The 25,850-nt window shown below is 35.9% G+C and carries 18 protein-coding genes; 9 read left to right on the top strand and 9 right to left on the bottom strand.

Annotation, left to right across the window (positions count from 1 at the left end; all coding sequences use genetic code 11):
• Window positions 1-348: 348 nt before the first annotated feature.
• Window positions 349-3,270: a TonB-dependent receptor gene (locus FTRAC_RS15625; protein WP_245545982.1), complete on the top strand. Its 2,922-nt coding sequence runs from the start codon at window positions 349-351 to the stop codon at window positions 3,268-3,270.
• A gap of 681 nt (window positions 3,271-3,951) precedes the next feature.
• Here the strand turns inward: FTRAC_RS15625 and FTRAC_RS15630 are convergent.
• Window positions 3,952-5,058 (bottom strand): fasciclin domain-containing protein, encoded by a 1,107-nt coding sequence (locus FTRAC_RS15630; protein ID WP_013455241.1) that lies wholly within the window; start codon window positions 5,056-5,058, stop codon window positions 3,952-3,954.
• Window positions 5,059-5,329: 271 nt separating this feature from the next.
• Between FTRAC_RS15630 and FTRAC_RS15635 the strand changes: the two genes are divergently transcribed.
• Window positions 5,330-7,039: an amidohydrolase gene (locus FTRAC_RS15635; RefSeq protein ID WP_013455242.1), complete on the top strand. Its 1,710-nt coding sequence runs from the start codon at window positions 5,330-5,332 to the stop codon at window positions 7,037-7,039.
• A gap of 336 nt (window positions 7,040-7,375) precedes the next feature.
• On the opposite strand, the gene pruA is transcribed toward FTRAC_RS15635, so the two are convergent.
• Window positions 7,376-9,004, bottom strand: coding sequence for an L-glutamate gamma-semialdehyde dehydrogenase (gene pruA, locus FTRAC_RS15640; RefSeq protein ID WP_013455243.1), 1,629 nt, complete (start codon window positions 9,002-9,004; stop codon window positions 7,376-7,378).
• Window positions 9,005-9,270: 266 nt separating this feature from the next.
• On the bottom strand, window positions 9,271-11,913 hold the full coding sequence (locus FTRAC_RS15645; RefSeq protein ID WP_013455244.1) for an AsmA family protein: 2,643 nt from the start codon (window positions 11,911-11,913) through the stop codon (window positions 9,271-9,273).
• 180 nt (window positions 11,914-12,093) lie between these two features.
• Between FTRAC_RS15645 and FTRAC_RS15650 the strand changes: the two genes are divergently transcribed.
• The 3 genes from FTRAC_RS15650 to FTRAC_RS15660 all read left to right on the top strand — a co-directional run bounded on the left by FTRAC_RS15650 (window position 12,094) and on the right by FTRAC_RS15660 (window position 15,752).
• Window positions 12,094-13,629 (top strand): cryptochrome/photolyase family protein, encoded by a 1,536-nt coding sequence (locus FTRAC_RS15650; RefSeq protein ID WP_013455245.1) that lies wholly within the window; start codon window positions 12,094-12,096, stop codon window positions 13,627-13,629.
• A 143-nt stretch (window positions 13,630-13,772) separates the two neighbouring features.
• The gene (locus tag FTRAC_RS15655; protein ID WP_148230096.1) at window positions 13,773-14,549 is read left to right on the top strand and encodes a hypothetical protein; all 777 of its coding nucleotides are present in this window, start codon (window positions 13,773-13,775) and stop codon (window positions 14,547-14,549) included.
• A 183-nt stretch (window positions 14,550-14,732) separates the two neighbouring features.
• Window positions 14,733-15,752 carry an alkaline phosphatase D family protein gene (locus FTRAC_RS15660; RefSeq protein ID WP_013455247.1) on the top strand — a complete coding sequence of 340 codons (1,020 nt, stop codon included), beginning with the start codon at window positions 14,733-14,735 and terminating at the stop codon, window positions 15,750-15,752.
• 3 nt (window positions 15,753-15,755) lie between these two features.
• Here FTRAC_RS15660 and FTRAC_RS15665 read toward each other — a convergent pair whose 3' ends face one another.
• The 6 genes from FTRAC_RS15665 to FTRAC_RS15690 all read right to left on the bottom strand — a co-directional run bounded on the left by FTRAC_RS15665 (window position 15,756) and on the right by FTRAC_RS15690 (window position 22,141).
• On the bottom strand, window positions 15,756-16,553 hold the full coding sequence (locus FTRAC_RS15665; protein WP_013455248.1) for a DUF481 domain-containing protein: 798 nt from the start codon (window positions 16,551-16,553) through the stop codon (window positions 15,756-15,758).
• A gap of 167 nt (window positions 16,554-16,720) precedes the next feature.
• The gene (locus FTRAC_RS15670) at window positions 16,721-17,851 is read right to left on the bottom strand and encodes a DNA polymerase III subunit (RefSeq protein ID WP_013455249.1); all 1,131 of its coding nucleotides are present in this window, start codon (window positions 17,849-17,851) and stop codon (window positions 16,721-16,723) included.
• 10 nt (window positions 17,852-17,861) lie between these two features.
• Window positions 17,862-18,704 (bottom strand): twin-arginine translocase subunit TatC, encoded by an 843-nt coding sequence (gene tatC, locus FTRAC_RS15675; protein WP_013455250.1) that lies wholly within the window; start codon window positions 18,702-18,704, stop codon window positions 17,862-17,864.
• Between the two features lie 76 nt (window positions 18,705-18,780).
• A complete protein-coding gene (locus FTRAC_RS15680) occupies window positions 18,781-20,052 on the bottom strand; it encodes a serine hydroxymethyltransferase (protein ID WP_013455251.1) in 1,272 nt (423 codons plus the stop codon).
• Between the two features lie 184 nt (window positions 20,053-20,236).
• On the bottom strand, window positions 20,237-20,773 hold the full coding sequence (locus FTRAC_RS15685; protein WP_013455252.1) for an NUMOD4 domain-containing protein: 537 nt from the start codon (window positions 20,771-20,773) through the stop codon (window positions 20,237-20,239).
• A gap of 90 nt (window positions 20,774-20,863) precedes the next feature.
• On the bottom strand, window positions 20,864-22,141 hold the full coding sequence (locus tag FTRAC_RS15690; RefSeq protein WP_013455253.1) for a replication-associated recombination protein A: 1,278 nt from the start codon (window positions 22,139-22,141) through the stop codon (window positions 20,864-20,866).
• 53 nt (window positions 22,142-22,194) lie between these two features.
• Here FTRAC_RS15690 and FTRAC_RS15695 point away from each other — a divergent pair, with 53 nt between their 5' ends.
• The 4 genes from FTRAC_RS15695 to rsgA all read left to right on the top strand — a co-directional run bounded on the left by FTRAC_RS15695 (window position 22,195) and on the right by rsgA (window position 25,788).
• Complete coding sequence (locus FTRAC_RS15695; protein ID WP_013455254.1) at window positions 22,195-23,100, top strand: DMT family transporter; 906 nt, start codon at window positions 22,195-22,197, stop codon at window positions 23,098-23,100.
• On the top strand, window positions 23,081-23,560 hold the full coding sequence (locus tag FTRAC_RS15700; RefSeq protein ID WP_013455255.1) for a DUF4199 domain-containing protein: 480 nt from the start codon (window positions 23,081-23,083) through the stop codon (window positions 23,558-23,560). The genes FTRAC_RS15695 and FTRAC_RS15700 overlap by 20 nt, the downstream gene beginning before the upstream one ends.
• A 63-nt stretch (window positions 23,561-23,623) precedes the next feature.
• Window positions 23,624-24,874 (top strand): 3-deoxy-D-manno-octulosonic acid transferase, encoded by a 1,251-nt coding sequence (locus FTRAC_RS15705; protein ID WP_013455256.1) that lies wholly within the window; start codon window positions 23,624-23,626, stop codon window positions 24,872-24,874.
• The gene (rsgA, locus tag FTRAC_RS15710) at window positions 24,871-25,788 is read left to right on the top strand and encodes a ribosome small subunit-dependent GTPase A (RefSeq protein WP_013455257.1); all 918 of its coding nucleotides are present in this window, start codon (window positions 24,871-24,873) and stop codon (window positions 25,786-25,788) included. Before FTRAC_RS15705 ends, rsgA begins: the two co-directional genes overlap by 4 nt.
• Window positions 25,789-25,850: the final 62 nt, after the last annotated feature.

The following is a 25,850-nucleotide window of genomic DNA, read 5'->3' on the forward strand; positions in this document are numbered from 1 at the left end:
CTATCCTCAATTCTTCCACCAAAGAAAAAGGAGGTTGATAAATGGAGTTGTTTAAATGAAGGTTGTGCACTGAGCAACCTAAGAATTCTTCTTAATACTGTAAAACCCCGCTTATTTGTAGTAATATTTACGCCTTTCATCAATAAAAAAGTGTAATCGGAAAGATAATTTTATTTTTTCGCTATAAATTGTATTAATTTATTTAAAATTGTTGGTTGTACAGCTTAATCAGCTGTTATATTTCATTAATTTGATAGAAGATTTTAAAAACTATACTCTATGGAAATGTATTTACTCAAAAGAACCGCCTTAGTATTGTGCCTGCTAATAGGAATAAATTGGCAAGGAATGGCACAAAAAACCCAGATTTCAGGAACTGTCGTTGATGATGAATCCAAAGTCCCTCTAATTGGAGTGAATGTGGTTGTAAAAGGAAAAGTACTGGGAACCACTACTGATTTTGACGGTAACTTCGATTTTAGTGTTAATTTACCAACCCCTATTACCTTGCAATTTAGTATGGTGGGCTATAAAACTGTAGAATATACGATTGATGAAAGTAGTGACAATCCGGAGAGACAAACTGGCGGAAGCACTGGAATTAAGATAGCTCTAGAAGAAGAGCTCATCATGGGTCAGGAAGTAGTAGTTTCTGCATCAAGAGTGGAGGAAAGTATCTTGCAGTCTCCCGTATCCATAGAGAAAATGGATGTTTTAGCTATTCAGCAAACTCCCGCAGATAATTATTATAAATCTATTGGCTACTTGAAGGGAGTAGATGTTACCCAAAGTAGTATCAACTTCCAAATCGTAAATGCCAGAGGATTTAACTCAACTGGTAATACTCGTTTTGTGCAGTTAACAGATGGAATGGACACTCAGGCTCCTGCATTGAACTTCCCTATTGGTAATTTAAATGGACCTTCAGAATTGGATGTAGAGAGTGTGGAGTTTATTCCAGGTGCACAATCTGCACTTTACGGGCCAAATGCATTTAATGGAATTATGAGAGTTACTAGTAAATCTGCATTTGAATATCAGGGATTTAGTGCTTTTGCGAAGACAGGAGTTAATCACATTGGGGCAGATACTGGGGCTGGAGCACCAAGTACTCCTCAACCTATGTACGAGGCGTCAGTTCGTTATGCAAAATCGCTATTTAATGATCGTTTTGCATTTAAAGTGAATGCTAGTTATATGAAAGCAGAAGACTGGTATGCTACAGATTATTCGTCAGACAGAAATGCTGCATTGCAACCTGATGGATTTCCATTTAATCCTGGCTCAGATGCGCCAAATTTGATGGGTGATGAAGCTGCGGTAAATTTAGCTATTTTATCTCTTTCAGATGCTTGGGGGACTTTGGCTGGACAATTAAGTAATAACTCGCAAATTCAAAGAGATGATATAATTAGAAAAGGGGTTCCTGCAAATCAATTTGTTCAAAATGGATTTTTACCTAATCAGTTGGTTTCTGCCACACCTTTTGAAGAGCATCAATTAATTGACTATGGTGCTGAAAATCTTAAAGCTAATATTGGACTGTATTATAGATTGAATAATAATATAGAAGCGAGTTACTTATGGAATGCTGGTTATGGAACAAGTATCTATACCGGTGCTCAGCGTTATAGTTTAAAGAATTTTGGGATTCAGCAGCATAGACTTCAATTTGAAGGCACTAATTGGTTTGTGAGGGGGTATGCTACAATAGAGAATTCTGGTGATTCATATATTACAGAGTTTTATGCAAAACGTGTATTGGATCTTAGCGTTGCAAATAGTCCAGTTGGAGTTTTTACACAGGATGTGTCAGGTTGGTTAGGTACTTATGCTTATAATTATTTAGCTTATTTAGATGCTCAAGGTATTGATCCTAACACTAATTCGGTGGCCGATGTTAGTGCTCAAATGCAACAAGATGCATTTAGTTATGCACGAACCACTACGGAAGCTTTTTTTGATGTGGACTTTGATTCGGAAGAAGGGCAAGCTATTTTAAATGAAGCTGCAAACGGGACAGTACCAACTGGACCGAAGTTTAATGACCAATCAAGGATGTATCATGCAGAGGCACAATACGACTTTAGCGATAAAATCGAGTTTGTGGACCTACTAGTTGGTGGAAGTTTTAGACAGTATGATTTGAGGTCAAATGGAACTATATTTCCTGATAGTCCTGATAATCCAATTACTATTAATGAAATCGGTGGTTTTGCTCAAGCTTCTAAAAGGCTTTTGGATGATAAATTAAAATTGATCGGTTCAATCCGTGGAGATAAAAATGAGAACTTTGATGCTGTTTTTAGCCCAAGACTATCAGGAGTATTAACTTTCAATAAAACCCATAATATTAGAGCCTCATTCCAAACTGGTTTTAGAAATCCAACCACTCAAGGACAATTCATTAATTTAGATATTATTTCCAGTAGATTATTGGGTGGCTTGCCGGGTAATTTAGAGCAGTATGGAATAGGTACTGATCCAAATATCTATACTATTGAATCAGTTAATGGTTTCGCAGCGGATGTCTTTGCAGCTAGTCCAGATGAAAGAGCAGATCCAAACTTCATTCCTAATGCAGCGCAACAATTAGTAGCAGTGGAGGACTTCAAGCCAGTAGCCCCTGAACAAGTACAGTCTTTTGAAGTAGGTTATAAAAGTGTTATAGATAATAAGTTAATGATGGATTTTGTTGGTTATTATAATAACTATAATAGTTTTATTGTGCAGCAAAGGATGCGCAGAGCTGGATTAAATCCTGATGGCACTCCTAATCCTTTGACGCTATTGAATGGTACTGCTGACAATACTTTCCAAGTGTATACTAATGCAGATGAGCAAATAAGTGCTTATGGTTTTGCTGGAGAGCTAAATTATAGTTTACCAAAAAAGTACACCGTAGGAGTTAACTACAATTATAATAAATTAAATACTCAAAATGCGAGTGATGATTTTGTATTTGGATTTAACACGCCAGAACATAAGTTTAACTTAAAATTTGGTAACAGAAAATTAACTGATAAACTAGGGTTTAATGTGGTTTATAGATGGCAGTCAGAATTCTTCTGGGAATCTTCATTTGGGGATGGGATTATCCCAGCTTTTGGAACAGCAGATGCTCAGGTATCTTATAAGTTACCTTCAAAAATGATGTTAAAGCTGGGTGGTTCAAACTTATTGAATAATTACTACATACAAAGCTTTGGTGCACCTAGAATTGGCGCTATTTACTATGTGTCGATTACTTTCGATCAGTTGATGAATTAATTACGATAAAAAGCTCAATTAAAAAGGTGATCAATACGTTGATCACCTTTTTAATATCTGGTGCTAAAGAGTTAAAAATAAATAATCTGCTTTAATGATACTGATGCTGCTAGTTTTAAATTCCATTCAATTTCGGGAAGAATAGAATTAATGACTTATTTATACTTTATCACTCTTCGCAGCAATCTCTACCCAAGTTTAGATTAGTCTTAAAATAGAAAGCAGTCAAAGGATTCAAGCTAGAATTTTTTGATTTATCCTCCCCCTTCACACACACACACACATTTTATGTTATATGTGCTCATGTCGTCAAGTGCTTATACACTTTTATTGATTTAACCTTATTAAACCACCTGGTGCTTTGCTCTTTTCCTTTTGCTAAATATTCTACTAAACTATTTGGTGTGTCTTTTAGCGAATCGGGAGGATATTACGCATAATGTTTTATGTTTTTCCTTAAATGAAGAAAGGAAAAAATGGAGGTGGAGTTGCAAATGTTTTTTCTTAAAACAAACGCTCTTCAATCTTTAAGGATATCCATAATTGAAAATAGACTTTTTGTTAAAAAGTCAATGATTTGCATTATAGTTCCCAAATCGGTAATTACAATAAGGTTAACTTTCTAATATAAAAAAAGGCCATCTATCAAGATGGCCTTTAAGTTTGATTTTGAATTGTAAATTATTTATTCAATCCATATTTTGCATCAACAGCATATCTACCAGATGAAGCAGGTAGTAAAATACCTGCGATCGCATGTACCACACCGTTTTCTGATTCAATATTAACAATCTCTTCACCCGTGTCAGGATCAACTGCAAAAGTAGCTTCGGCTCCAGATTGTCCATTTGAATCCAAACCTCCAGAAGGCACAACGGTTATAGTACCTTGTGCTAGTGTACGGAAAGTTACTATATTGTCAGCATCAATATAAGTGAATTCTTCTCTTAATTCTTTTGATCCTATTACATGATTAGCAATAATACCATACCACTGTTGAGGTTCGAATGAATCTATAGTGATCTTGCCCATTTCAAATACTTGATTGGGTGGAGCCAAAACAGTGATTTGTGATAAGCCTTCAACTGAACCAGTTAAAATTTGAGTTAGTGGTGTCACGCCTTCAGTTTCAGCTGCATAAGTATCGGCCTTAGCAATAGCATCAGCCAAAACACTAAAATTAGCACTTAGTAAAATAGTTTGAGATACTTTGTTTAAGTTCGCACCGATAGTATTGCAAATCGATGTAGGAACTAAAATAGTCTCTACAACATGTACAACACCATTAGTAGCTAAAATCTCTTCGCCAACAAATTGGACGTCTGTATCAGAACATCCAGTAAAAATATTTCCCTCAGCATTAAAAGTGATATTTTCAGACTGAACAGTTGTTAACTCTGTTTCTTCACTGAAACTTTCTCTTCTCTCAACTGAATTAACAGCATGAAAACGTAAAACTGCAGCAATGACATCAGGTCTAATTTGTTCAAGACTTTCAACCCCTAATGCAATCTTTAATTTATCAAAGGCTGCATCATTTGGAGCAAATAGTGTTAAGTCATCTCCGCCTAAAGTAGCTGCCAGATCTGTATCTGCATTGACAAAAGCCTCTAGCTGAGTGTGAGAGTCACTTTCTGCTACAATTTCTAAAATAGAACTTTCTGGCTCTGGTTCTGGGTCTTCTTCTTCCTCTGGATCACATGCCGTAAACATAAAGGCCGACATTACAACGAACAGCATCGCTAAAAGCGAGCTTGTTGATTTTAAAAATAAATTTTTCTTCTTCATAATAGTTTTATTTGTTTAATAGTTGTGAAAATAGGTAAATAAACCACAATCATAAAATATTGTTACATTTTTTTGTTATGCATAACGAGTATTTTATAGAATATTTTACTTCCTATGTCTGAAAAGACACAATTTAATCTGTATTGGTTGTGAAACAGTGATATTTTTAAATTTCATGTTTTGCTAAACTAATTGATATCCATTGAAATAATCTTTGTTGCTTTTCATGCTTTTTAAATTTACTTTCAATCAAAATTTTAAAAAACGCATTATGAAAATAAAAGCTATACTATTATCGCTTGCGATCTTCAGTTTTATGGGTTGTCAAAACCAAAAAGAGACCGCTGACTTGATCATTAAAGGAGGTACCATCTATACTGTTAGTGATAATCAACCCACAGTGGAGGCAGTGGCAGTTAAGGACAACAAAATTATCTATGCCGGAAGCGCATCGGAGCTTGAGAAATATACTTCAGAAAATACCAAACAAATTGATTTGGCTGGAAAAACAATGACGCCTGGCTTTATCGAAGGCCATGGTCATTTTATGGGGCTGGGCTATAATGAATTAAATGTTGATTTGCTGCAGACTAAAAGTTTCGATGAAATCATTCAAAAAGTGAAAGAAGCAGTGGATGGAGCCGAGCCTGGTCAATGGATTACGGGTCGGGGATGGCATCAAAGCAAATGGAGTGAAATGCCCGAAAACACAATCAATGGTTTTCCTCTCCATCATGCAATTAGTGAAGTGTCGCCCAACAACCCTGTTTATTTGAGACATGCCAGTGGTCATGCTGGGATGGCAAATGAGAAAGCTATGCAAATTGCTGGGGTTTTGCCTTTATCAAAAGAAAGCATGGCAAATTTGGATGTGGAAGGCGGAGAAATATTCAGGGATGAGCAGGGTAATCCAACAGGGGTTTTCAATGAAAGGGCGATGACATTAATAACCAAACATATTCCTGAAAGCACCCCTGAGAAAGACCGAAAAGCTTTTGAATTAGCCGTGAAAGCCAGTCATAGAAATGGCATCACAAGTTTTCATGATGCAGGCATAGGAAGAGAAAATATTCAACTTTATCGTGACATGAAAGCGGAAGGAAAACTGGATGTTAGGATGTTTGCTATGCTAACAGGTTGGGATAAGGAGTTACTTAATGAATGGTATGAAAAAGGACCTGAAGTTGATAGTGCTCATCTTTTAACCATCCGCTCTATTAAATTAAATTGCGATGGTGCTTTAGGTTCGAGAGGAGCTTGGCTTTTGGAAGAATATACTGATCAGCCTGGTCATTTCGGACATGAGACTTTGCCTATGAGTTTTGTTTATACCACTTCGAATAAGGCATTGCAAACTGGTTTCCAAGTGTGTTCGCATGCAATAGGAGATAGAGCCAATCAGGAAATATTAGATAGATACGAAAAAGCAATGAATGAAAATGCGGCACTAACTGACAACCACAGGTTCAGAATTGAACACGCACAACATTTGCATCCTGATGATATCCCGAGATTTGCAGAGTTGGGTGTGATACCAGCAATGCAAGCCGTCCACATGTCATCTGATAGACCTTGGGCCATTGATAGATTGGGTGAAAAGAGAATAAAAGAAGGAGCGTATATGTGGCAAGCTTTACTGCAATCGGGTGTGCCGATTGTAAATGGAACTGATGTGCCGGTTGAGCCGATTGATCCTCTTGCTTCATTTTATGCTAGCGTGAGTCGTAAGACTCTAGAGGGAACTCCTGAAGGTGGTTATGAGCCAGAGCAAAAAATGACGAGAGCGCAAGCTTTAAAGTCTTATACTTTGGATGCTGCCTATGGCGCTTTTGAAGAAGATATTAAGGGTTCAATTGAAGTTGGGAAGTTAGCTGATTTCACCATTTTTGATCAAGATATTATGAGCATTCCAGAAGATGATATATTACAGACGAATGTTGCCATGACGATTTTTGACGGTAGAGTGGTTTATGAGAAATGAGAGTGAAGAATCAAGAACCTAGAGAATAGAGTCTAGAACCTAACCAAAAGTCATGTCAAGAATCAAGAGACTAGAATCGAGAATCAAGATAATAGATTTAGAGACCGAAGAAAATGAATTAACATTATATCTTGACACGGAATAGAACGAGTAGATAAATTAGCAATTTACTGGTATAAATTTAGGTTTGTAATTCCTGTGCCCCATGCTTGGTGGCACACCAACCATCTATAAAGAATTGAATACAAATATTTCAAAAAAAAAAAAGCCTTCGAAATTTCTTTCGAAGGCTTTAAGTCTTGAATCTTGAATCTTGACTCTAGATTCTCTTATCTATTATTCTCCCATAAAAGGATACTTGTAATCAGTAGGCGTTACGAATGTTTCTTTTACCATTCTAGCAGAGCACCAACGTAATAAGTTCAATTTAGAACCTGCTTTGTCATTTGTACCTGATTTTCTAGCCCCTCCAAAAGGATTTTGATTTACAACAGCCCCTGTTGGTTTATCATTTACATAGAAGTTACCAGCAGCTTGGCTTAAGCGCTTGGTTGCTCTTTCAATGATGTAACGGTCGTTACTGAAAATAGCTCCTGTTAATGCGTAAGGTGAAGTTTCATCCACTAATGTTAAGGTCTCTTCAAAATTCTCAGCTTCATACACATATATTGTCACTACTGGGCCAAAGATTTCTTCTTGCATAGTCACAAACTGAGGATCTTTAGTTACAATAACAGTTGGCTGAATGAAATAACCTTTAGAATCATCACATTCACCACCAGCAATTACTTCAGCAACATTACTTTCTTTTGCTTGATCAATATATCCTTTGATTTTATCAAATGCTTTTTTATCAATTACAGCATTGAAGAAGTTTTCAAAATCTTCAGGGCCGCCCATTTTGATATCTTTAACATCAGCAACGAGGTTTTCTTTAACCTCATCCCAAATATTATCAGCAATATAAACTCTTGAAGCAGCTGAACATTTCTGTCCCTGAAATTCAAAAGCCCCTCTAGTTATAGCAGTAGCTACTTGCTTAGGATCAGCTGTTTTATGTGCCACGATGAAATCTTTACCTCCAGTTTCACCTACGATTCTTGGATACGATTTATATTTCTCGATATTTTCCCCAATTAGTTTCCAAATATTTTGGAAAACGCCTGTACTTCCAGTGAAGTGAATACCAGCAAAATCAGGATGTTTGAAAATAATGTCTCCTGTAGTAGGACCATCTACAAATATCAAATTGATTACACCATCCGGCACACCAGCTTCTTTGAAAATTTCCATGACTACATTCGCAGCATAGATTTGAGAATAAGCAGGTTTCCAAACAACAGTATTTCCCATAAGGGCAGCACTTGAAGGTAAGTTTCCTGCGATAGCTGTAAAGTTGAATGGCGTTAGAGCAAATACAAAACCTTCTAATGGTCTGTATTCCATTCTATTCCAAACTCCATCAGGAGAGAAGGGCTGCTCTTCATAGATTTCGGTCATGTATTTTACATTGAACCTTAAGAAATCGGCTAACTCACAAGCTGAATCAATTTCAGCTTGAAAAGCATTTTTAGATTGCCCTAACATGGTAGCCGCATTAATTTTATCTCTATAAGGACCAGCAATCAAATCAGCAGCTTTCAAGAATACTGATGCTCTTTGTTGCCAATGCAGATCAGCCCACTCTTGCTTTGCAGCTAAAGCAGCTTTGATTGCTTGTTCAACATGACTACCATCACCTTCGTGAAACTGTCCTAATTTATGTTGATGATCATGTGGAGGATTTAAAGGAAGCGTTTTTCCTGTTCTAACCTCTTCAGCACCAATATACATCGGAACATCTACTTCTTGAGCTCTTAGCTCTTTAAGCTTCGCTTGCAATGAGGCTCTTTCTGGAGTTCCAGGTGCATAACTATTTACCGGTTCGTTTTTCGGAATAGGTACCTTATAAATTGCTGTTGGCATAATCTGTAATAATTTTACACTATGAAAAATAAAAATCTAAAATTAGGTAAATATTTCAGTTTGCCTTACCAAAAGCAATGAAATTTTACCTTCTCTTCTTGCTTACGATTTTTAAAAATTTTGTTTGGAATGTGTATGTTTTTCTAACAACTCAATTAAAAAGTACATAACTTTAAATCAATGAATTTGATTGACTTATGGGTATGAAAGCAAAAAAGGCAGCGGTTTTGATAACCGCTGCCTTTTTTGCCAATTAGGAGTTTATATTAATTTCCATCCCCAAAAATATCTTTCAATTTTCCCTTGGCTTTGTCTTTTAGTTTTTCTTTTTCCTCTTCTGCTTTCTTTTTAGCTTCTTCTTCCGCTTTTTTCTTCAATCTTTCAGCCTCGGCTTTTGCGCTATCTTTAGCCGCTTGTGTCTGCGCTTCGACTTCTGCTTTAAGCTTTTCTTTTTCTTCATCAATCCTATCGCCAACTTGTTCTTTAACAGATGCTGCTGCTGAACTGCCGCCTTCAGTGCTGGTCTTCCCTAATTTAACTTTTGGATCGTCATAAGTTCCGGTTATATTAAAATTAAGGTTTACCGAACTCCCTACTGCTTCTACCTTACTTCCTAATAAATTAGATATTGCAGAATTGGCAGCTTGACCCATGCTTCCGGTTGGTACATTTAGTTGCATATTATAAGCAATGTCTCCAGCTAAACCTGTGCTACCATCAACAGTGGCTTTATATTTCCCCATTTTTACATCAAAAGGTTTAACACTCAATCTGCCATCTTTAATTTCCGCCTGGACTTGCACATCATCGAGTATCACTTCATTTGTGTTGTCTAATTTTGAGAGCGAGGTGACACCATTGATCACTTTTGAATCTTTTACTGCCGCATCAGCAATCTTTATAAGTCCTCCACCAGAAATAGTGGCTAGGTCAGGCATCATTTCTTGTGTCAATAAACCTTGGATTTTGAAATCAGTACTGAATTTTCCTTGCATTTTTTCAGCAATTGGAACAAATTTCTGGACGGTCATTACATTTTTGAAAGTCTCAGGGATACTAAGCTTGGATATATCTAATTGGAAATCAAATTTAGGCTCGTATTCATCTTGACTATTGTACAAACCAGTCATTTTTATACTTCCTTCTAGCATATCTATCTTTAAAGGATCAAGAGTTAAGATTCCGTCTTTCACTTTAATTTGCCCCACAGCATTTTTCATTTCAAAATTATCGTATTTGATAGTTTGAACAGTAGCGTCAAATGTAAAGTCTATATTTTTTGGAATTACCACTACTTCCATGGCAGTAGTGTCTTCAGTGGTTTCAGCAACATCTTCTTCCGAAACTCCCATCATTTCATTGATATCCAAAAGAGAAGAGCTTAGTTTCATATTACCTCTTATTACTGCACTATCATCTACGGCATAGGCTATATAATTACTCAAGCTCCCAGTTAAAGTGAAATCACTTTTGCCATAATTTCCATTTAGCGTGGTAAGATTGATTGATTCTGGATTAAAATTCATGTCGGCATTGGAAATGCTGAAACCTGGTGCATCTTTTTCTGCATAAGAGAAGTTTTGCATTTTAAGATTTCCTGTGGTTTGTAATTTTCCATAATCCTCTTTTTCTACATCTGCATATGAACCTTTTGAATTAATATTGGCAGTGATGATTCCACCCATTTTGAAATCCTCTGAAGGTTCTATTTTAGATATGATATCCAAATTTAGGCCTCCTTGGACGCTTAAATTCCAAATAGGAGAATCAAAATTATTTACTACGGCCTGAGCAGTAAATCGGTCCTGATCAATTGTTAACCCAAAATTTTTCAATTCCAAAAGACCGTCTTTTAAATCACCTGATTCAGATTTTGCATGCATCTCCAAGCCTATTTTTTCGATCGGAAGCGGTACATCTGGAGCCTTTACAAACCCATCTCTAACGACTAGGTCTACAGCAAAGCCCGGCATTTTTGTATCGCTATAAATCCCCTTTATATATCCAGAGAAGTCAAATTCTCCGCTAGTTTCTAAATCATCAAACCCATCAGCATACATACCGGGCACCAAAGAAAGGACATTCTTAAATTCTGTATCAGTGGTAGCAAAATTGATGTCCATGTCATAATCATCTGTTGGCATGGCAAAATAGCCGTCAAAATTAAGATGAAAATCATTTAAAGTTGCTTTAGCATCCTTAAAAGTGAATTTCATATTATCCATATCCATCCCTAAAAATAAATCCGCTTTTAAGGTTTTGTGGGCCACATAAACATCGCCATCATAAGCGAAAGAGAAATCTTCAGCTGTAGTTTTGGTTTGCATATCGAAAACAGAAAGCGTGAAGTCCCCATTTCCTGTATGATCTACGCCCAAAAGGGAAATAGCCATGTCGTACATTTGATCATAATAGTTGATTCTACCGTTCTTAATTTCCCAGTGGTCGATCCCAAATTTGAATTCATCTTCTGAGCTTGTGTCTTCCACTGGTTCTTGCTCATCGGAAGGATAAGTAATGTCATAATTAGCTGAACCGTCTTTCAAAACCAAGATATTGATTAATGGCTCATCTAGCATTATTCCTTTTATGTTTAAAGGCTCACCTTTGAGAATGGCAACAATGTCCATTTCCACAGAAAAATCTTTAGCTGCAAACAATGTGTCTCCTTCAAAGGTCTCTTTTCCAGTTATAGAAAAATCACGCACCCCTAAAGTCAAATTAGGGAAGTTTGATAATAGCGAAATGCTGATTTTGGCTGGTTCAAAGTTTACTTTGGCATTGATAGATTTATCGATTTCTGTCTGCACCGTAGAGACTATTCTATCTTTAAAGAGAACCGGGACCAGAATAATGGTCAAAACAAAAAGTGCGATAATACTGCCTAGTACGATTAATAGCTTTTTCATAATTTAATCTTGATTTTATGCTAAGGTAAATTTATAAATATTTAACGATTGCTAAAGGATATAGTCTACATATCAAATTATTATTATTTATTTACTGCCAATAATCTTTTCTTAATACAATGAAGGGACGAGTTTAATCAACAATTGCTTGAGGATTGAGTTGATATCCAAAATGATTTTATGAAAAAGACGTTAAGATTAATATTGGGCGATCAGTTAAACTATAGACACTCGTGGTTTAATGAAGCGAGCGATGATGTGTTCTATATGATGATGGAAATGCGTCAAGAAACGGATTATGTCAGTCATCATATTCAAAAAGTGGTTGGCTTTTTTTCAGCTATGAGGGCTTTTAAAGACGACCTGGAAGAAAAAGGACATAATTTTTTTTATCTGAAAATAAATGATTCAGATAATGAGCAATCCTTAACAACAAATATCAAAAAACTCATCGAACAAAATGAAATTGAGCATTTTGAATACCTACTTCCCGATGAATATCGGTTGGATCAGCAGTTAAAAAATTTATGTGAAGAGATTTCTATTTCTACCAATTCTGTCGAAACCGAACATTTTTTAACTGAGAGAGATGATATTGCTGATTTTTTCAAAGGGAAGAAGCAGTTCTTAATGGAGAATTTTTATCGTAAAATGAGAAAAGATCATGATATCTTGATGGAGGGTACTGAACCCGTAGGAGGGAAGTGGAATTTTGATCATGACAATCGAAATAAATATAAAGGCGAAGTCCCAATTCCACCTGCATACAGCTATAAAAATGATGTAAAAGCGGTTATTTCAGATATTGAGAAAGCAGGAATTAAAACAATAGGGACTGTTGATGCCGAAAATTTTCACTGGCCCATCGATAGAAAACAAGCTTTACAATTTGCACGATACTTCTGCCGAGAGCTTCTTCCGTATTTTGGTACTTATCAAGATGCCATGCATAGCGAAGAACAGTTTTTGTTTCATTCCAGAATTTCATTTGCGCTTAATTCAAAATTAATCAGTCCTAAGGAGTTGGTAGATAAAATCATTGAGGCATGGGAAGAGAATCAAGACAAAATTAAGATTGCTCAAGTTGAAGGCTACATCAGGCAAGTGATTGGTTGGAGGGAATATATGCGTGGAATTTATTGGGCAAAAATGCCGGGTTATGCCGAAATGAATTTTTTCGAACATGATCGGAAACTACCTGATTTTTATTGGACAGGTAAAACCAAAATGAAGTGTATGGAGAAATCCATTAAGCAATCTTTAACAGAAGCTTATGCTCATCATATCCAACGATTGATGGTGACAGGTAATTTTGCTTTATTAAATATGACCGATCCAGATGAGGTGGATCAATGGTATTTGGGAATTTATATAGATGCGATTGAATGGGTAGAAATTACCAATACCAGAGGAATGAGCCAGTTTGCAGATGGGGGAATCGTTGGTTCCAAGCCTTATCTTTCAAGTGCTAATTATATGCATAAAATGAGTAATTATTGTTCGAATTGCTATTATGATCATAAAAAGAAAGTTGGGGAAAAAGCCTGCCCTTTTAATAGCCTTTACTGGAATTTTTATAACACTCACCGTGATAAGTTGGCGAAAAACCAACGCATTGCTATGATGTACAGAACATGGGACAAGAAATCTGATCAAGATAAAGAAGAGCTTTTGAAACAGGCAGATTATTATTTAGAGCATGTTAATGAGCTATAAGGATTTATTTTTATGTAATTATCTGTAATTCAATAAAGTAAATAACATTTTAGTAGATTTTATATTACCTATTTATTATATTTATTAATAAATTGTTAACTTAGTGTAATGTTAATTCGTTATATGTTAACATTTAGGTAACATTGAAATCAATTTTATTACCATATCGCAGTTATTTCAGAACAGTCCTTTGCGGATTGTTCATGATAATAGTGGGGCTTAATAATCCGTTAAGTGCTCAAAGTTTCAATCCAAAAAATGAAGAATTATTAAATGATATTGCATTTATAGCATCGATCGATCAGTTTGAAAATCATACTTCTTGGAACAGATTGGTCAAAAAATTGGAAAGAAAATCTGATGCAGATGCCGAATATTTTTTACAATATCTTTTTTATAAAACGCATCAAAAACTTTTAAAGGAATATAATAAAGGCACTACTTTCAGTAATTTATTACAAAGTGGAAGTTATGATTGTGTTTCTGCGAGTATTACCTATTCGATTTTGTTAAAATATTTTAATGTTGATCATAGAATAATTGAAACTGATTATCATGTTTTCATCATTGCTGAAATCGATGAAAAAGAATACATCTTAGAAACTACTGATCCAAGAAATGGATGGATTTCTGATGCAATAGAGATTCAGGAATTTAAGGATGATTTTCTTCCAGATAGTAGCAATACTGCACTGAAGCAAAATGAAGCCATCGGAGCTTTAGCCTATGGTCAGCCAAATTCTAAAACCATCTACAAAGAAATAAGCCTAAGACAATTAAGCGCATTGCAATTTTTCAATCAAGGCCTCATTGCAATACACAATCAAGATTACAAACTAGCTACAAGAAGGTTACAGCAAGCGTTAAATCTCTACAATTCTGAGCGGATCAATACTGTATTTAAAATTGTAGCTCCCTAAGATTTGTGTTTCATAGATTTATAAATAAACTACCATCCTCATTGCACACTATCAAGTCCCCGAGCTTATAGATATTATCCCTTCATTATTTTTTACATATTAATTATCAAAACTTAATCTTAAATTAAAGTCTTTGTGAATTAATGCAATAAATTTGCGGTATCATCTCAAATCATACAGAAAATGTCAAAATTTATTTTAGTACTTTCAGTCACTCTTTTCACATTATCTTCCCTTTTTGCTCAAGACCAAACCTTTGAATTTGATTCAAATGAAACATTGACTTTGGCTTTTGGATCATGTAATCGTCAAAACTTAGAACAGCCATTGTGGCAACCTATCATGAATCATAATCCAGATTTATTCATGTTTTTGGGAGATAATATTTATGGGGATACGGATGATATGAAGCTTTTGGAGGAAAAGTATGAAGTACAAAAGAATCAAGCTGACTATAAAGCATTGACAGAGCAAATGCCTGTAGTAGGCGTTTGGGATGATCATGATTATGGTAAAAATGACGCGGGCCAGGAGTATCCTTATAAAGAAGAAAGTCAGCAATTGTTCTTAGATTTCTTTGGAGTAGCGCAGGAAGATCCTAGGAGACAAAGGGAAGGAGTGTATTCTTCTTATGATTTGAAGTGGAAATCGCATACCGTAAAGGTGATATTATTAGATGCCCGATATCATAGAGGTGAGTTGGAACGAGTCAATAGAGTGTATCAAAAGAATAAAACGGGAAGTATTTTGGGTGAGAAACAATGGTCATGGTTAGAAAATGAACTATCAGATGAAGAGGTGTCTTTATACATTATTGCATGTGGAATTCAGTTTATTCCCGAAGATCATGATTATGAAAAATGGGCTAACTTTCCGCAAGAAAGACAGAAGTTATTTGATTTGATTCAGGCAAAGCAACCACGTGGAGCAATACTTTTAAGCGGAGATCGGCATATAGCTGAGATTTCGAGTTTACAAGTGGAGGAGTTGGATTATCCTTTGCTCGAAGTTACTTCTAGTGGTTTGACCCACGTGTGGGAAAATGCCCCACAAGAGCCTAATCAGCACCGAATTGGAAAGCTGGTCAATAAGCTTAATTATGGTTTACTTAAAATAGAGGAATCTGATAATGGCTTAAGAGTGACCTCTGAAATTAGAGGAAAAGATCAGGAATTGTTGCAGGTTTTTGGTATGGTGTATTGATTGCTAGATGTTAATACTAAAGCTGAATGTCACATTGTGATATAGTTTATCAATAGGAACCACTGGATTGGGATCATGCATGTTTTGATACAGTAAGGTTAGGCCTAAATATCGGGTCAATTTATAGGTTAGCCTTGAGCTACTACCACCTCTTGGATTATCGAAGAGATTTTCAATGTCATCTTGGTAATAGACACTTAAATCTAATAAGAACTTATCTGCTATTCTTTGTTTATAGCTAATATAGCTTCCCAACCTAACTAATTCAGTGGTAATCGGTGTTGCTGGATTAGGGATGTTTTCAGAATCTGGGACACCACGATAGTCCCATTGTTCATATTCATAGAATGGTCCAATTCCTGCAAAAATTCCTGTATTCTTTTTATAGATCACCCGCCATCTGAAATTTGCTCCTACAGCATATTTCCTATCTAATCCTCTCACTTCATTCCAGTGTGCTTGAAAATAGGGTTCTAAAGCAAAGGGAAGTGTATCTTGAATTCTTCTGTATTCAATGAAGAAATAGCCACCACTTTCGAATGTTTCATCACCAAATCGAGATAGTTCTACTTTATTAGCTACTGTAACAGCATTACGATTGAATAGGACTGAAAAATCGGCTGTATTTTCAAATTTTATCAAGTCTTCCTTGAGATTTTGGTATTGAAAACTAGGGACAATATTCCCTTTTACATGCTTTGTAGTATCTAAAATCACTGCAAAGTTTTCGTAGTGCAGAATTTGGCCAAATGAAGAAAAAGAAAAGATCAGGAAGATGAGCGAAAAAGATATTCTGTTCATAAGGTTCCTTTTATTGATATATTGTAATATACAAAAGATTCTAGTAAAGTTGGATCACATGTATTGCTGATTATCTGTTTCTGTTTCGTTGTATTTGGATTAGCTCATTGACAAGCCTATTGAACTTTGACAATAGAAATTCAAGCTTTTTCTAAAATTTGTGGGTGCTATCTTCTTCTCAAAATAGCTGATAGTTGAAGCGAAACATTGAGTAAAGTCATTTTAGCACTTGCATTTCTCTCCAAGTAGTAAATGGCTTTATTGAGGATCTCATTCATCTGGGCAATTTTTTCCAAACTTAAGGTTTTGCTAAATTTCATTACAAATTGTTCATGTTCATCAGGAACTCTCATCAATTCAGTATTTTGCATCAGCGCTACTAATGATTCCCTCAATATATTTTCCGCATGAACCAACCATTGTTGCTGATTCATTTTGCCCCATTTATGGAAATCATCTGACCTCTTTACTAACTTTGTGTAATCATTTGCCCAGCATTCTCGCATCCACTGCTCAAATTCTTGTTGTGCATCATCTGAAACATCGTCAATCAATTCAACTGCTTTGTGGAGGTCTCCCTGAGCAATATGAGCTAGCTGCTTTGCCTGATTTTCAGCTGCTTCATATTTAGAAACCAGAATATCTTTCACTTCATCATCAGAATAGTTGGGCACGTGCACAGCTTGCGTTCTCGAAATGATGGTACCGATTAACTTCTCTCTATTGTTGGAAACCAATAAAAAAACAGTTTTATCAGATGGTTCTTCAATTATTTTCAACAATGCATTTGCAGCGGAAGGGTGTAGGTATTCTGGTAACCAAATCAGCATGATTTTATATTTTCCCTCAAAGGCTTTGAGGGAAAGGTTTCGGATGATGTTTTTACTTTCATCCTTGGCAATATTGAGTTGCTTGTTTCCAGTTCCAATATGATCAATCCAATTAGCAGCAGAGGCAAAGGAATCTTTTAAGAGAAAAGATCTCCAATATTTCATGAAGTTATTGCTTAGTTTGGAGTCGTCTCCTTTTATGCTGTCGTTTGCTGCAGTAGGAAATGAGAATTGAAAATCAGGATGGATGAATTTTGCATTTTTGTGACAGGAATTGCACTGCCCACAAGCATCATTTTCAGTCGGATTTTCACAATTTAAATAAGTAGCATATGCCAAAGCCATCGGTAGGTTAGCCGCACCGGATTTCCCCCAAAAGAGTTGAGCATGTGCAATTTTACCAGATTTTACACCCTTTGTCAGTTGTTCTTTTAAATCAGTAAGTCCTGGTATGTCGGCAAAAAGCATAAACTTATTTTTAGCTATCTTCTAATTTCTTTAATGCTGCTTCCTTTTTATCTTTCCTTTTATGAATAACTGCTGAAATATAAATACTTATTTCATATAATATCAAAAGTGGGAAAGAAATCAACAACTGGCTGATTGGATCTGGAGGTGTTATAAAAGCACTGATCACCAAAATCACAACAATCGCAATCTTTCTATATTTTTTCAGAATTTGTGGATTGATTATACCCGCTTTACTCATAAAAAGAATTACCATGGGTAATTGAAACATCAGCCCGCATGCTAAAACAAGCATCGTTAAAGTGGAAACATAAGATGTGATGTCAAATTCATTCAGAACAGAAGCATCCACCTGATAATTTGCCAAGAAGTTTATTGAAATAGGAGATACTATATAATAGCCAAATAATACTCCAGACATAAAGAGTAAACTCACAAAGAAGGTAGCTCCTCTGCTTGTTTTCTTTTCATTTTCATATAATGCAGGGCTTACAAATCGCCACATTTCCCAGAAGAAATAGGGGAAAGCCACTATAATTCCCAAAACAATGGAGGAAGTAATATGCATGCTAAACTGCCCTGTCATTTTTCTACTTTGAATAATGAAAGGCAATTCATCTATACAAAAAGCAGTTGAATTAGCCATAGTTTGGCCCAGTTGACAAGCCATTTGGTAAAACCAAAAATCAGGTCTGGAAGGACCTAAAATCAAGGTTCCAAAGACAAATTCTTTAGAAGCAAAGGCTACAATAGATAAAATTACAACAGCGGACAAAGCTCTTACGATATGCCATCGGAAGGCTTCCAGATGATCTAAAAAGCTCATCTCCGCTTGTGGTTGATCTGCTGGCATATATTGTTATATGAAATCTAAATTATACGTAGATGAAAATTTGATGATTATATATGATTAACATGCGAATTCATAATTATTTAAATAGAGGAAATTCTACCATCCATTCATTAATCTCATTTTTCACAGAAGTAATTTTTTGCTTATCCTCATGTTGAGTGATCACTGTATCGATGAAATCAACAATTTTCTCCATATCAGCTTCTACCAATCCTCTTGAAGTGACTGCTGCAGTTCCGATTCTCATTCCTGAAGTAACAAATGGTGATTTATCATCAAATGGTACCATGTTTTTGTTGATGGTAATATCAGCTTCACCTAAAACCGCCTCAGCAATTTTTCCCGTAATGCCTTTAGATCTTAAATCAATTAGCATTAAGTGGTTGTCCGTTCCACCAGAAATGATTTTATAATCTCTTTCCATAAATGCTTTAGCCATAACCTCAGCATTTTTCTTAACTTGCAAAATGTAATTGAAATAATCATCAGTTAAACACTGTCCGAAGGCCACTGCTTTAGCTGCAATTACATGCTCTAATGGCCCACCTTGCGTTCCAGGGAATACACCTGAATCCAATAATTGAGTCATTTTACGTAACTCTCCTTTTGGGTTTTTGTATCCAAAGGGATTTTCAAAATCATCACGCATCATAATCAATCCGCCTCTTGGTCCACGTAAAGTCTTATGTGTTGTGGTAGTTACAATGTGGCAATAATCTAATGGATCATCTAATAAGCCTCTAGCAATTAAGCCACTAGGGTGAGAAATATCAGCTAATAAAATAGCTCCTACTTCATCGGCAACTTCTCTTAACTTTTTATAATTCCATTCACGGCTGTATGCTGATGCACCGCAAATAATCATTTTTGGTTTTTCTTTCTTTGCTGTGACCTCAACTTTATCCCAATCAATTAAACCAGTTTCTTCTTCCACTCCATAAAATGATGGTTGGTATAATTTTCCTGAAAAATTAACTGGAGAGCCATGTGTTAAATGCCCACCATGAGATAAGTCAAATCCTAAAATTTTATCTCCGGGATTAAGGCAAGCCAGCATTACTGCAGCATTAGCTTGAGCTCCAGAATGTGGCTGAACATTTGCCCAAGTGGCGCCAAATAGTACTTTAACTCTTTCTATTGCTAAATTTTCGACCTCATCTACTACTTCACATCCTCCATAATATCTTTTTCCTGGTAGGCCTTCTGCATATTTATTGGTTAATACACTTCCCATAGCTTCCATAACTTCTGGCGAAGTAAAATTTTCAGATGCGATTAACTCAATACCTGTTTCTTGTCTTTTTTGCTCCTTCTTTATGAGGTCAAATATTATATTATCTCTTTGCATTTTGTAAACGAATTTGAGCCTAAAATTAGCGCAGAATTACGGGATAAACAATTGAATGGCTTGAAGCTTTTTATTTGGACTAATAAAATTATGAATGGAATCATAAAAACGGCCTTAAAACTAAAAAAGCATGCTTCTAATTAAAGAAAGCATGCTTTAAATTTATGATAAAAGTGATGATTAATTAATCATCAATTGTTACATGTCCCCAATTGTGTCCTTTTCTAATTCTGTTTAATTGTGTATGCGTGATTCCAAATTGTCTGGCGATTTGACTGTACCTGGTCTTTTCGTTTTTTAGCATTTTTTTGATCACTTTAACATCTGATTCGGTCAATTTATAACCAGTAACCCTTTTCTTTAACACTTTAGGATTTTTATTATTGTGATCAGCTAATTCTCTTTCAGAAACCCACTTTAAGTTACTTATATGATTGTTTGATTTGTCATAATCTAAGTGAGTAACATACACCTGATTGTCATTATCCTTCGGGATAAATGATTCAGCAACCAGACGGTGTACATAATAGCTTTGTGTAATTCTTTTATCAAAGCGTACCATGATAGCTTGATAGCCGTTCACATTTGATCCTTTGATGATTTTTCCGGTTTCACGTGTCGAATAACTCTTTATCCTACCGTAATTCGAGACTTCGTATTTGGCATGAGGGAGATCCACATTAAATTCAATCTCTTTCCACTTTTCCAGTTTTGGATCCATGTTCTTTCTTAGTTATAGTTTATGCTTAGTTTTTTATTAAAATTAAAGGTAGGTAATTAAATTAATAAAAAAAATACCATAATTCTTAGATTAGTCATAATTATACTTTTTTCGCCAAAGATTTTGTAGGGTTTGTCGAAAATCTTTCTCTCTAGCATTGTTCTGAGGCTCATAGAGGGTGTTTTTACTAATTTCTTCTGGCATAAACTCTTGATAAGCAAAATTCCCAGGAAAATCGTGAGAATACTTATATCCGCTACCGTAATTCATATCTTTCATCAATTTTGTTGGGGCATTTCGTAAATGCAATGGAACGGATAAATCACCTGTATCTCTAACTAATTGCCTTGCTTTTTTAATGGCTAGATAAGATGCATTACTTTTTGGTGAACAGGCTAAGTAGGTGACACATTGCGCCAATACGATTTCCGCTTCAGGGTAGCCAATCATGCTAACCGCTTGAAAAGTATTAGTGGCAATTAATAAGGCATTAGGGTTAGCTAGTCCGATGTCTTCAGATGCAGAAATTAACAATCTGCGAGCAATGAATTTCACATCCTCTCCACCTTCTATCATTCTGGCGAGCCAATAAAGTGCGGCATTCGGATCACTTCCTCTTATACTTTTAATAAAGGCAGAAATGATATCATAATGCTGTTCACCTGATTTATCATAAATCGCCATTCTATTTTGAGCGATTTCTTTGACCTGATCATTGGTGATTTTGATTTTTTCATCTTTTCCATAAGCATCAATTACCAATTCAAATAAATTCAAAAGCTTTCTGGCATCACCGCCTGAAAGCTGAATTAAGGCTTCGTATTCTTTGATTTCAATATTGAGCTCTTTTAATTTTTCATCATTTTCTAAAGCGGTATTCAATAATCCTTTTAAATCCTCTAATTCTAATGCTTTAAGTGTATAGACCTGACAACGAGAAAGCAAAGCGGAATTGACTTCAAAAGATGGATTTTCTGTTGTGGCACCAATTAAAGTAATGACTCCTTTTTCTACAGCGCCTAAAAGTGCATCTTGTTGGGATTTATTGAAGCGGTGAATTTCATCTATAAATAAAATGATTTTTCCAGATCGGGAGGCTCTTTGGATAACTTCCCTAACATCTTTAACTCCAGCACTTATTGCACTTAAAGTTTGAAATGGCGCTTTCACCTGATTGGCTATGATATTGGCAATGGTGGTTTTGCCTACACCTGGAGGTCCCCAGAAAATCATAGAAGGAACTTTTCCTTGAGCAATTGTCAATCTTAAAACACCTTTTTCGCCTACCAAATGCTGTTGTCCGACTAATTCTTCCAGTTTAGTTGGGCGCATTCTTTCTGCCAGTGGTTTATCTTCTCCGAATATCATAAGCTTGTAAATTTAGAACCTGCAATATCCATATAATCCCTTACTTTTGCCAAATGAATAAGACCTGGCAAATTCATGGAGCACTGGCACTAGTAGGTTTAATCTATGGCGCAAATTATGTCATCGCAAAAGGCGTGATGCCTAATTACATGAGTCCCAATGCTTTTATTTTACTAAGAGCTACGGTGGCAACTATTCTTTTCTGGATTTATCATGCGCTTACTTCCTCAGAAAAAGTAATTAGAAAGAAAGACTATTGGCTTTTTGCCAAATGTGCAGTTTTTGGGGTTATGGGAAATCAGCTGATTTTCTTTAATGGACTGAGCTTGACGAGTCCAGTTAATGCCAGCATCATTATGACGGCTAATCCGATTATTGTTCTAGTGATTTCCTTTTGGTTATTGAATGAAAAAATCACTTGGCGTAAAATCATCGGGATTTTAATTGGAGCTGTTGGCGTGATTCTACTAGTGCTAAATAAGGAAGTGAGTATAGATAATGATGCCTTTTTAGGGGATATTTTTATTTTCCTCAACGCCACTTTCTATGCGATTTATCTTGTGATGGTAAAACCTCTCATGCAAAGATATGAGCCTATCACGGTAGTGAAATGGGTATTTCTTTTCGGAACTTTGATGATTGTCCCTTTTGGAATAGTCCCAATTTTTGATGTTGAATTCCAAGCTTTTCCCTCAGGAATTTGGTGGAGCATAGTTTATGTAATTATTGGAACTACATTTTTGGCTTATCTTTTAAATGCCATGGCTTTAAAGCATGTGAATTCTACTATAGTGGGCTATTATATTTATTTGCAACCCGTATTTGCAACTTTGATCACCATTATTCTGGGGCAAGAAGTTTTCCGCTGGGAAAAGACTGTATTTGCATTGATGATATTTTTTGGAGTATATTTAGTAAGTCAACAAAAGAAAACTAAAAATGAAGAAGCGACTAATTGAAATAAAATGGGGATTAATCTTTGTGATTATGATGCTCGTATGGATGTATTTTGAAAAAGCCATGGGGTGGCATGATGAAAATATAGCAGATCATCCAACTTACACCAATTTCGTTGCCATCCCTTCTATAATTGTCTATGTGCTGGCTTTGCTGGAAAAGCGAAAGAAGCATTTCAATAATGTGATGAGCTGGAAGCAAGGCTTTATTTCAGGTTTGATTATTACCGCTGTAGTGGTGATTTTGACACCTTTTAGTCAGCTGGTAACTCATGAATTAATCACACCAGAATATTTTGAGAACGTGAAAGCCTTTGCCGTAAGCCGAGGGCAAATGACCCAAGAAGAGGCGAACAATTACTTTAATTTAACTAGTTATTTGTGGCAAAGTACAGTTGGGGCTTTAATCATGGGAGCTATAACAGCTGCAATAGTAGCCGTTTTTGTCAGAAAAAAGGAGTAATAGATTCATATTAATATTACATAATCATTCTTTTTAGAGATTATTTCCCCTTAATTTTACCGCATGGGTGAATTCTTTTATCGATTGGGTATTTCATTATTAGGCATTGGGGTCAAGATCCATGCGCTGATAAATGCCAAATCCAAAAAGTTTGTAGAAGGTCGGAAAGATTTGTTTTCTCAGCTGGAGGAAAGGTTTAAATCTGTTGACCAGCCAGTAGTTTGGTTTCATTGTGCTTCTTTGGGTGAATTTGAACAAGGTAGACCTTTGATTGAAGCTTTTAAACAAGAACATCCTAATTTCTTTATTCTATTGACTTTTTTTTCGCCTTCGGGTTATGAGGTTCGTAAAAACTATGAACTGGCAGATTATATCTGTTATATGCCTTTGGATACATCTCACAATGCGGAGCAATTTGTAAAAATTACCCAACCCAAACTGGCATTTTTTGTAAAATATGAATTCTGGCATTATCACCTGAAAGCATTATCAGAAGCGGATTGCTGGGTATATTCTGTTTCTGCTATATTCCGTTCTAACCAGCGGTTTTTTAAATATTATGGAGGCTTTTACCGAAAAATATTAAAGCAGTTCGATCATATTTTTGTACAAAACAAAACAGTGGCTGCTTTGCTAAAAGGCATTCATATTCATAATGTGAGCGTAAGTGGTGATACAAGGTTTGATAGAGTAAAATCCATAACCGATAGTGTGAAACCTCAGGAGATGTTTACTGAATTTTCCAAAGATCAGCCTGTTTTAATAGGAGGAAGTACGTGGGAGCAAGACATAAAAGTAATAGCACCTTTTTTACAGCAAAATCCTGAATGGAAAGCCATTATTGCCCCACACGATATTAGTGAAGCTAATTTAAAACTGCATGAGGAGGTTTTGAAAATTCCTACTAGTCGTTATAGCAAAATAGATTCTGAAGCAACAACGAAACCAAGAGTGATCCTAATTGACAATATAGGAATGCTTTCTTCCTTATATCAATATGGTAAAATAGCTTTTATAGGTGGAGCTTATGGAGACGGCTTGCATAATACTTTGGAAGCCGCTTGTTTTGGCTTGCCCGTATTTTTCGGAAATAAAAATTACCGTAAATTTCAGGAAGCATTGGATTTATTAGATGCTAAAGCTGCTTTTAAAGTAGCAAATGCTCAGGAATTTTTATCTATTATGAATTCAGATGACTTTAAAATTGAGGAATCTTCCCAAAGAGCTTTGGAATATGTCAATCAAAATATTGGAGCAAAGGATAAAATTATGAAGCATATTGCACCTATCATCCAAAAAATGAAGCTATCATGATGAAGGGAAGAGTTTTTAAATCGACAGGGAGCTGGTACACTGTATTGGCGGAGGGAAAATTTTATGAGTGCCGATTGAGAGGTAAGCTCCGCTTGGATGATGAAAAAGTCACCAACCCTGTGGCGGTGGGCGATTGGGTGAATATTGCACCTGAAAATGACACGGAAGCCATTATTAAGGATGTACTCCCTAGGGAAAATTATATCATTAGGAAATCAACTCGGAAAAAGAAACATAGCCATCGTCTGGCAGCTAATATTGATCAGGCAGTTTTAATAGTGACTTTGGCTTTCCCCAGAACAAGTTTGGGCTTTATTGACCGATTTTTAGTGAGTTGTGAGTCCTTCAGAATCCCTGCTGTATTGGTATTTAACAAAGCAGATTTATTGGATGAGGAGGGATTGGAATATTATGAAGCACTCAAATTCGATTATCAGGAATTGGGCTATAAAGTGTTGCTAGTCTCCGCTGAGGAAAATATTGGGATGGAAGAATTGAAAGCCGTTTTGGAAGGAAAGACCTCACTTTTTGCAGGTCATTCGGGAGTCGGGAAATCTACTTTACTGAATTTGATTTCGCCTCATATTGACCAAAGAATAGGGGAGGTGTCGGAATCAGTAGGCAAAGGAGTACATACCACCACTTTTGCGGAAATGTTTGAAGCCTGGGAAGGAGCTTTTGTAATTGATACGCCTGGAATAAAAGAATTGGGGCTTTGGGATATTGGCAATGAGGAGCTAAGCCACTATTTTCCTGAAATGCGGGAATATATAGGAGAATGTAAATTTAATAATTGCACGCATACTCATGAGCCAGGCTGTGCTTTCAGAGAAGCGATGGAAGAAGGAAAGATTGCACCAAGCCGATATGAAAGTTATTTAAGTATTTTGGAAGATGAGGATAGTCATCGATGATGATTAAACCTTCACTGGAAATGTCGGACATAAACAATGAGACAGCCTAAGACTTTGATTAA

It is taken from the genome of Marivirga tractuosa DSM 4126 (genome assembly GCF_000183425.1).
In the GTDB taxonomy this organism is placed as follows: Bacteria; Bacteroidota; Bacteroidia; order Cytophagales; family Cyclobacteriaceae; genus Marivirga; species Marivirga tractuosa.

Excerpts from the sequence above, each read along its gene's own strand:
- FTRAC_RS15685 (WP_013455252.1), bottom strand. The coding sequence starts at position 20,773 with ATGGATCCAAAACTGGAAAAGTGGAAAGAGATTGAATTTAATGTGGAT.
- FTRAC_RS15665 (WP_013455248.1), bottom strand. The coding sequence starts at position 16,553 with ATGAACAGAATATCTTTTTCGCTCATCTTCCTGATCTTTTCTTTTTCT.
- FTRAC_RS15660 (WP_013455247.1), top strand. The coding sequence starts at position 14,733 with ATGTCAAAATTTATTTTAGTACTTTCAGTCACTCTTTTCACATTATCT.
- FTRAC_RS15690 (WP_013455253.1), bottom strand. The coding sequence starts at position 22,141 with ATGATATTCGGAGAAGATAAACCACTGGCAGAAAGAATGCGCCCAACT.
- FTRAC_RS15645 (WP_013455244.1), bottom strand. The coding sequence starts at position 11,913 with ATGAAAAAGCTATTAATCGTACTAGGCAGTATTATCGCACTTTTTGTT.
- pruA (WP_013455243.1), bottom strand. The coding sequence starts at position 9,004 with ATGCCAACAGCAATTTATAAGGTACCTATTCCGAAAAACGAACCGGTA.
- FTRAC_RS15650 (WP_013455245.1), top strand. The coding sequence starts at position 12,094 with ATGAAAAAGACGTTAAGATTAATATTGGGCGATCAGTTAAACTATAGA.
- FTRAC_RS15695 (WP_013455254.1), top strand. The coding sequence starts at position 22,195 with ATGAATAAGACCTGGCAAATTCATGGAGCACTGGCACTAGTAGGTTTA.
- FTRAC_RS15630 (WP_013455241.1), bottom strand. The coding sequence starts at position 5,058 with ATGAAGAAGAAAAATTTATTTTTAAAATCAACAAGCTCGCTTTTAGCG.
- FTRAC_RS15635 (WP_013455242.1), top strand. The coding sequence starts at position 5,330 with ATGAAAATAAAAGCTATACTATTATCGCTTGCGATCTTCAGTTTTATG.
- FTRAC_RS15705 (WP_013455256.1), top strand. The coding sequence starts at position 23,624 with ATGGGTGAATTCTTTTATCGATTGGGTATTTCATTATTAGGCATTGGG.
- FTRAC_RS15700 (WP_013455255.1), top strand. The coding sequence starts at position 23,081 with ATGAAGAAGCGACTAATTGAAATAAAATGGGGATTAATCTTTGTGATT.
- rsgA (WP_013455257.1), top strand. The coding sequence starts at position 24,871 with ATGATGAAGGGAAGAGTTTTTAAATCGACAGGGAGCTGGTACACTGTA.
- FTRAC_RS15625 (WP_245545982.1), top strand. The coding sequence starts at position 349 with ATGGCACAAAAAACCCAGATTTCAGGAACTGTCGTTGATGATGAATCC.
- tatC (WP_013455250.1), bottom strand. The coding sequence starts at position 18,704 with ATGCCAGCAGATCAACCACAAGCGGAGATGAGCTTTTTAGATCATCTG.
- FTRAC_RS15680 (WP_013455251.1), bottom strand. The coding sequence starts at position 20,052 with ATGCAAAGAGATAATATAATATTTGACCTCATAAAGAAGGAGCAAAAA.
- FTRAC_RS15670 (WP_013455249.1), bottom strand. The coding sequence starts at position 17,851 with ATGCTTTTTGCCGACATACCAGGACTTACTGATTTAAAAGAACAACTG.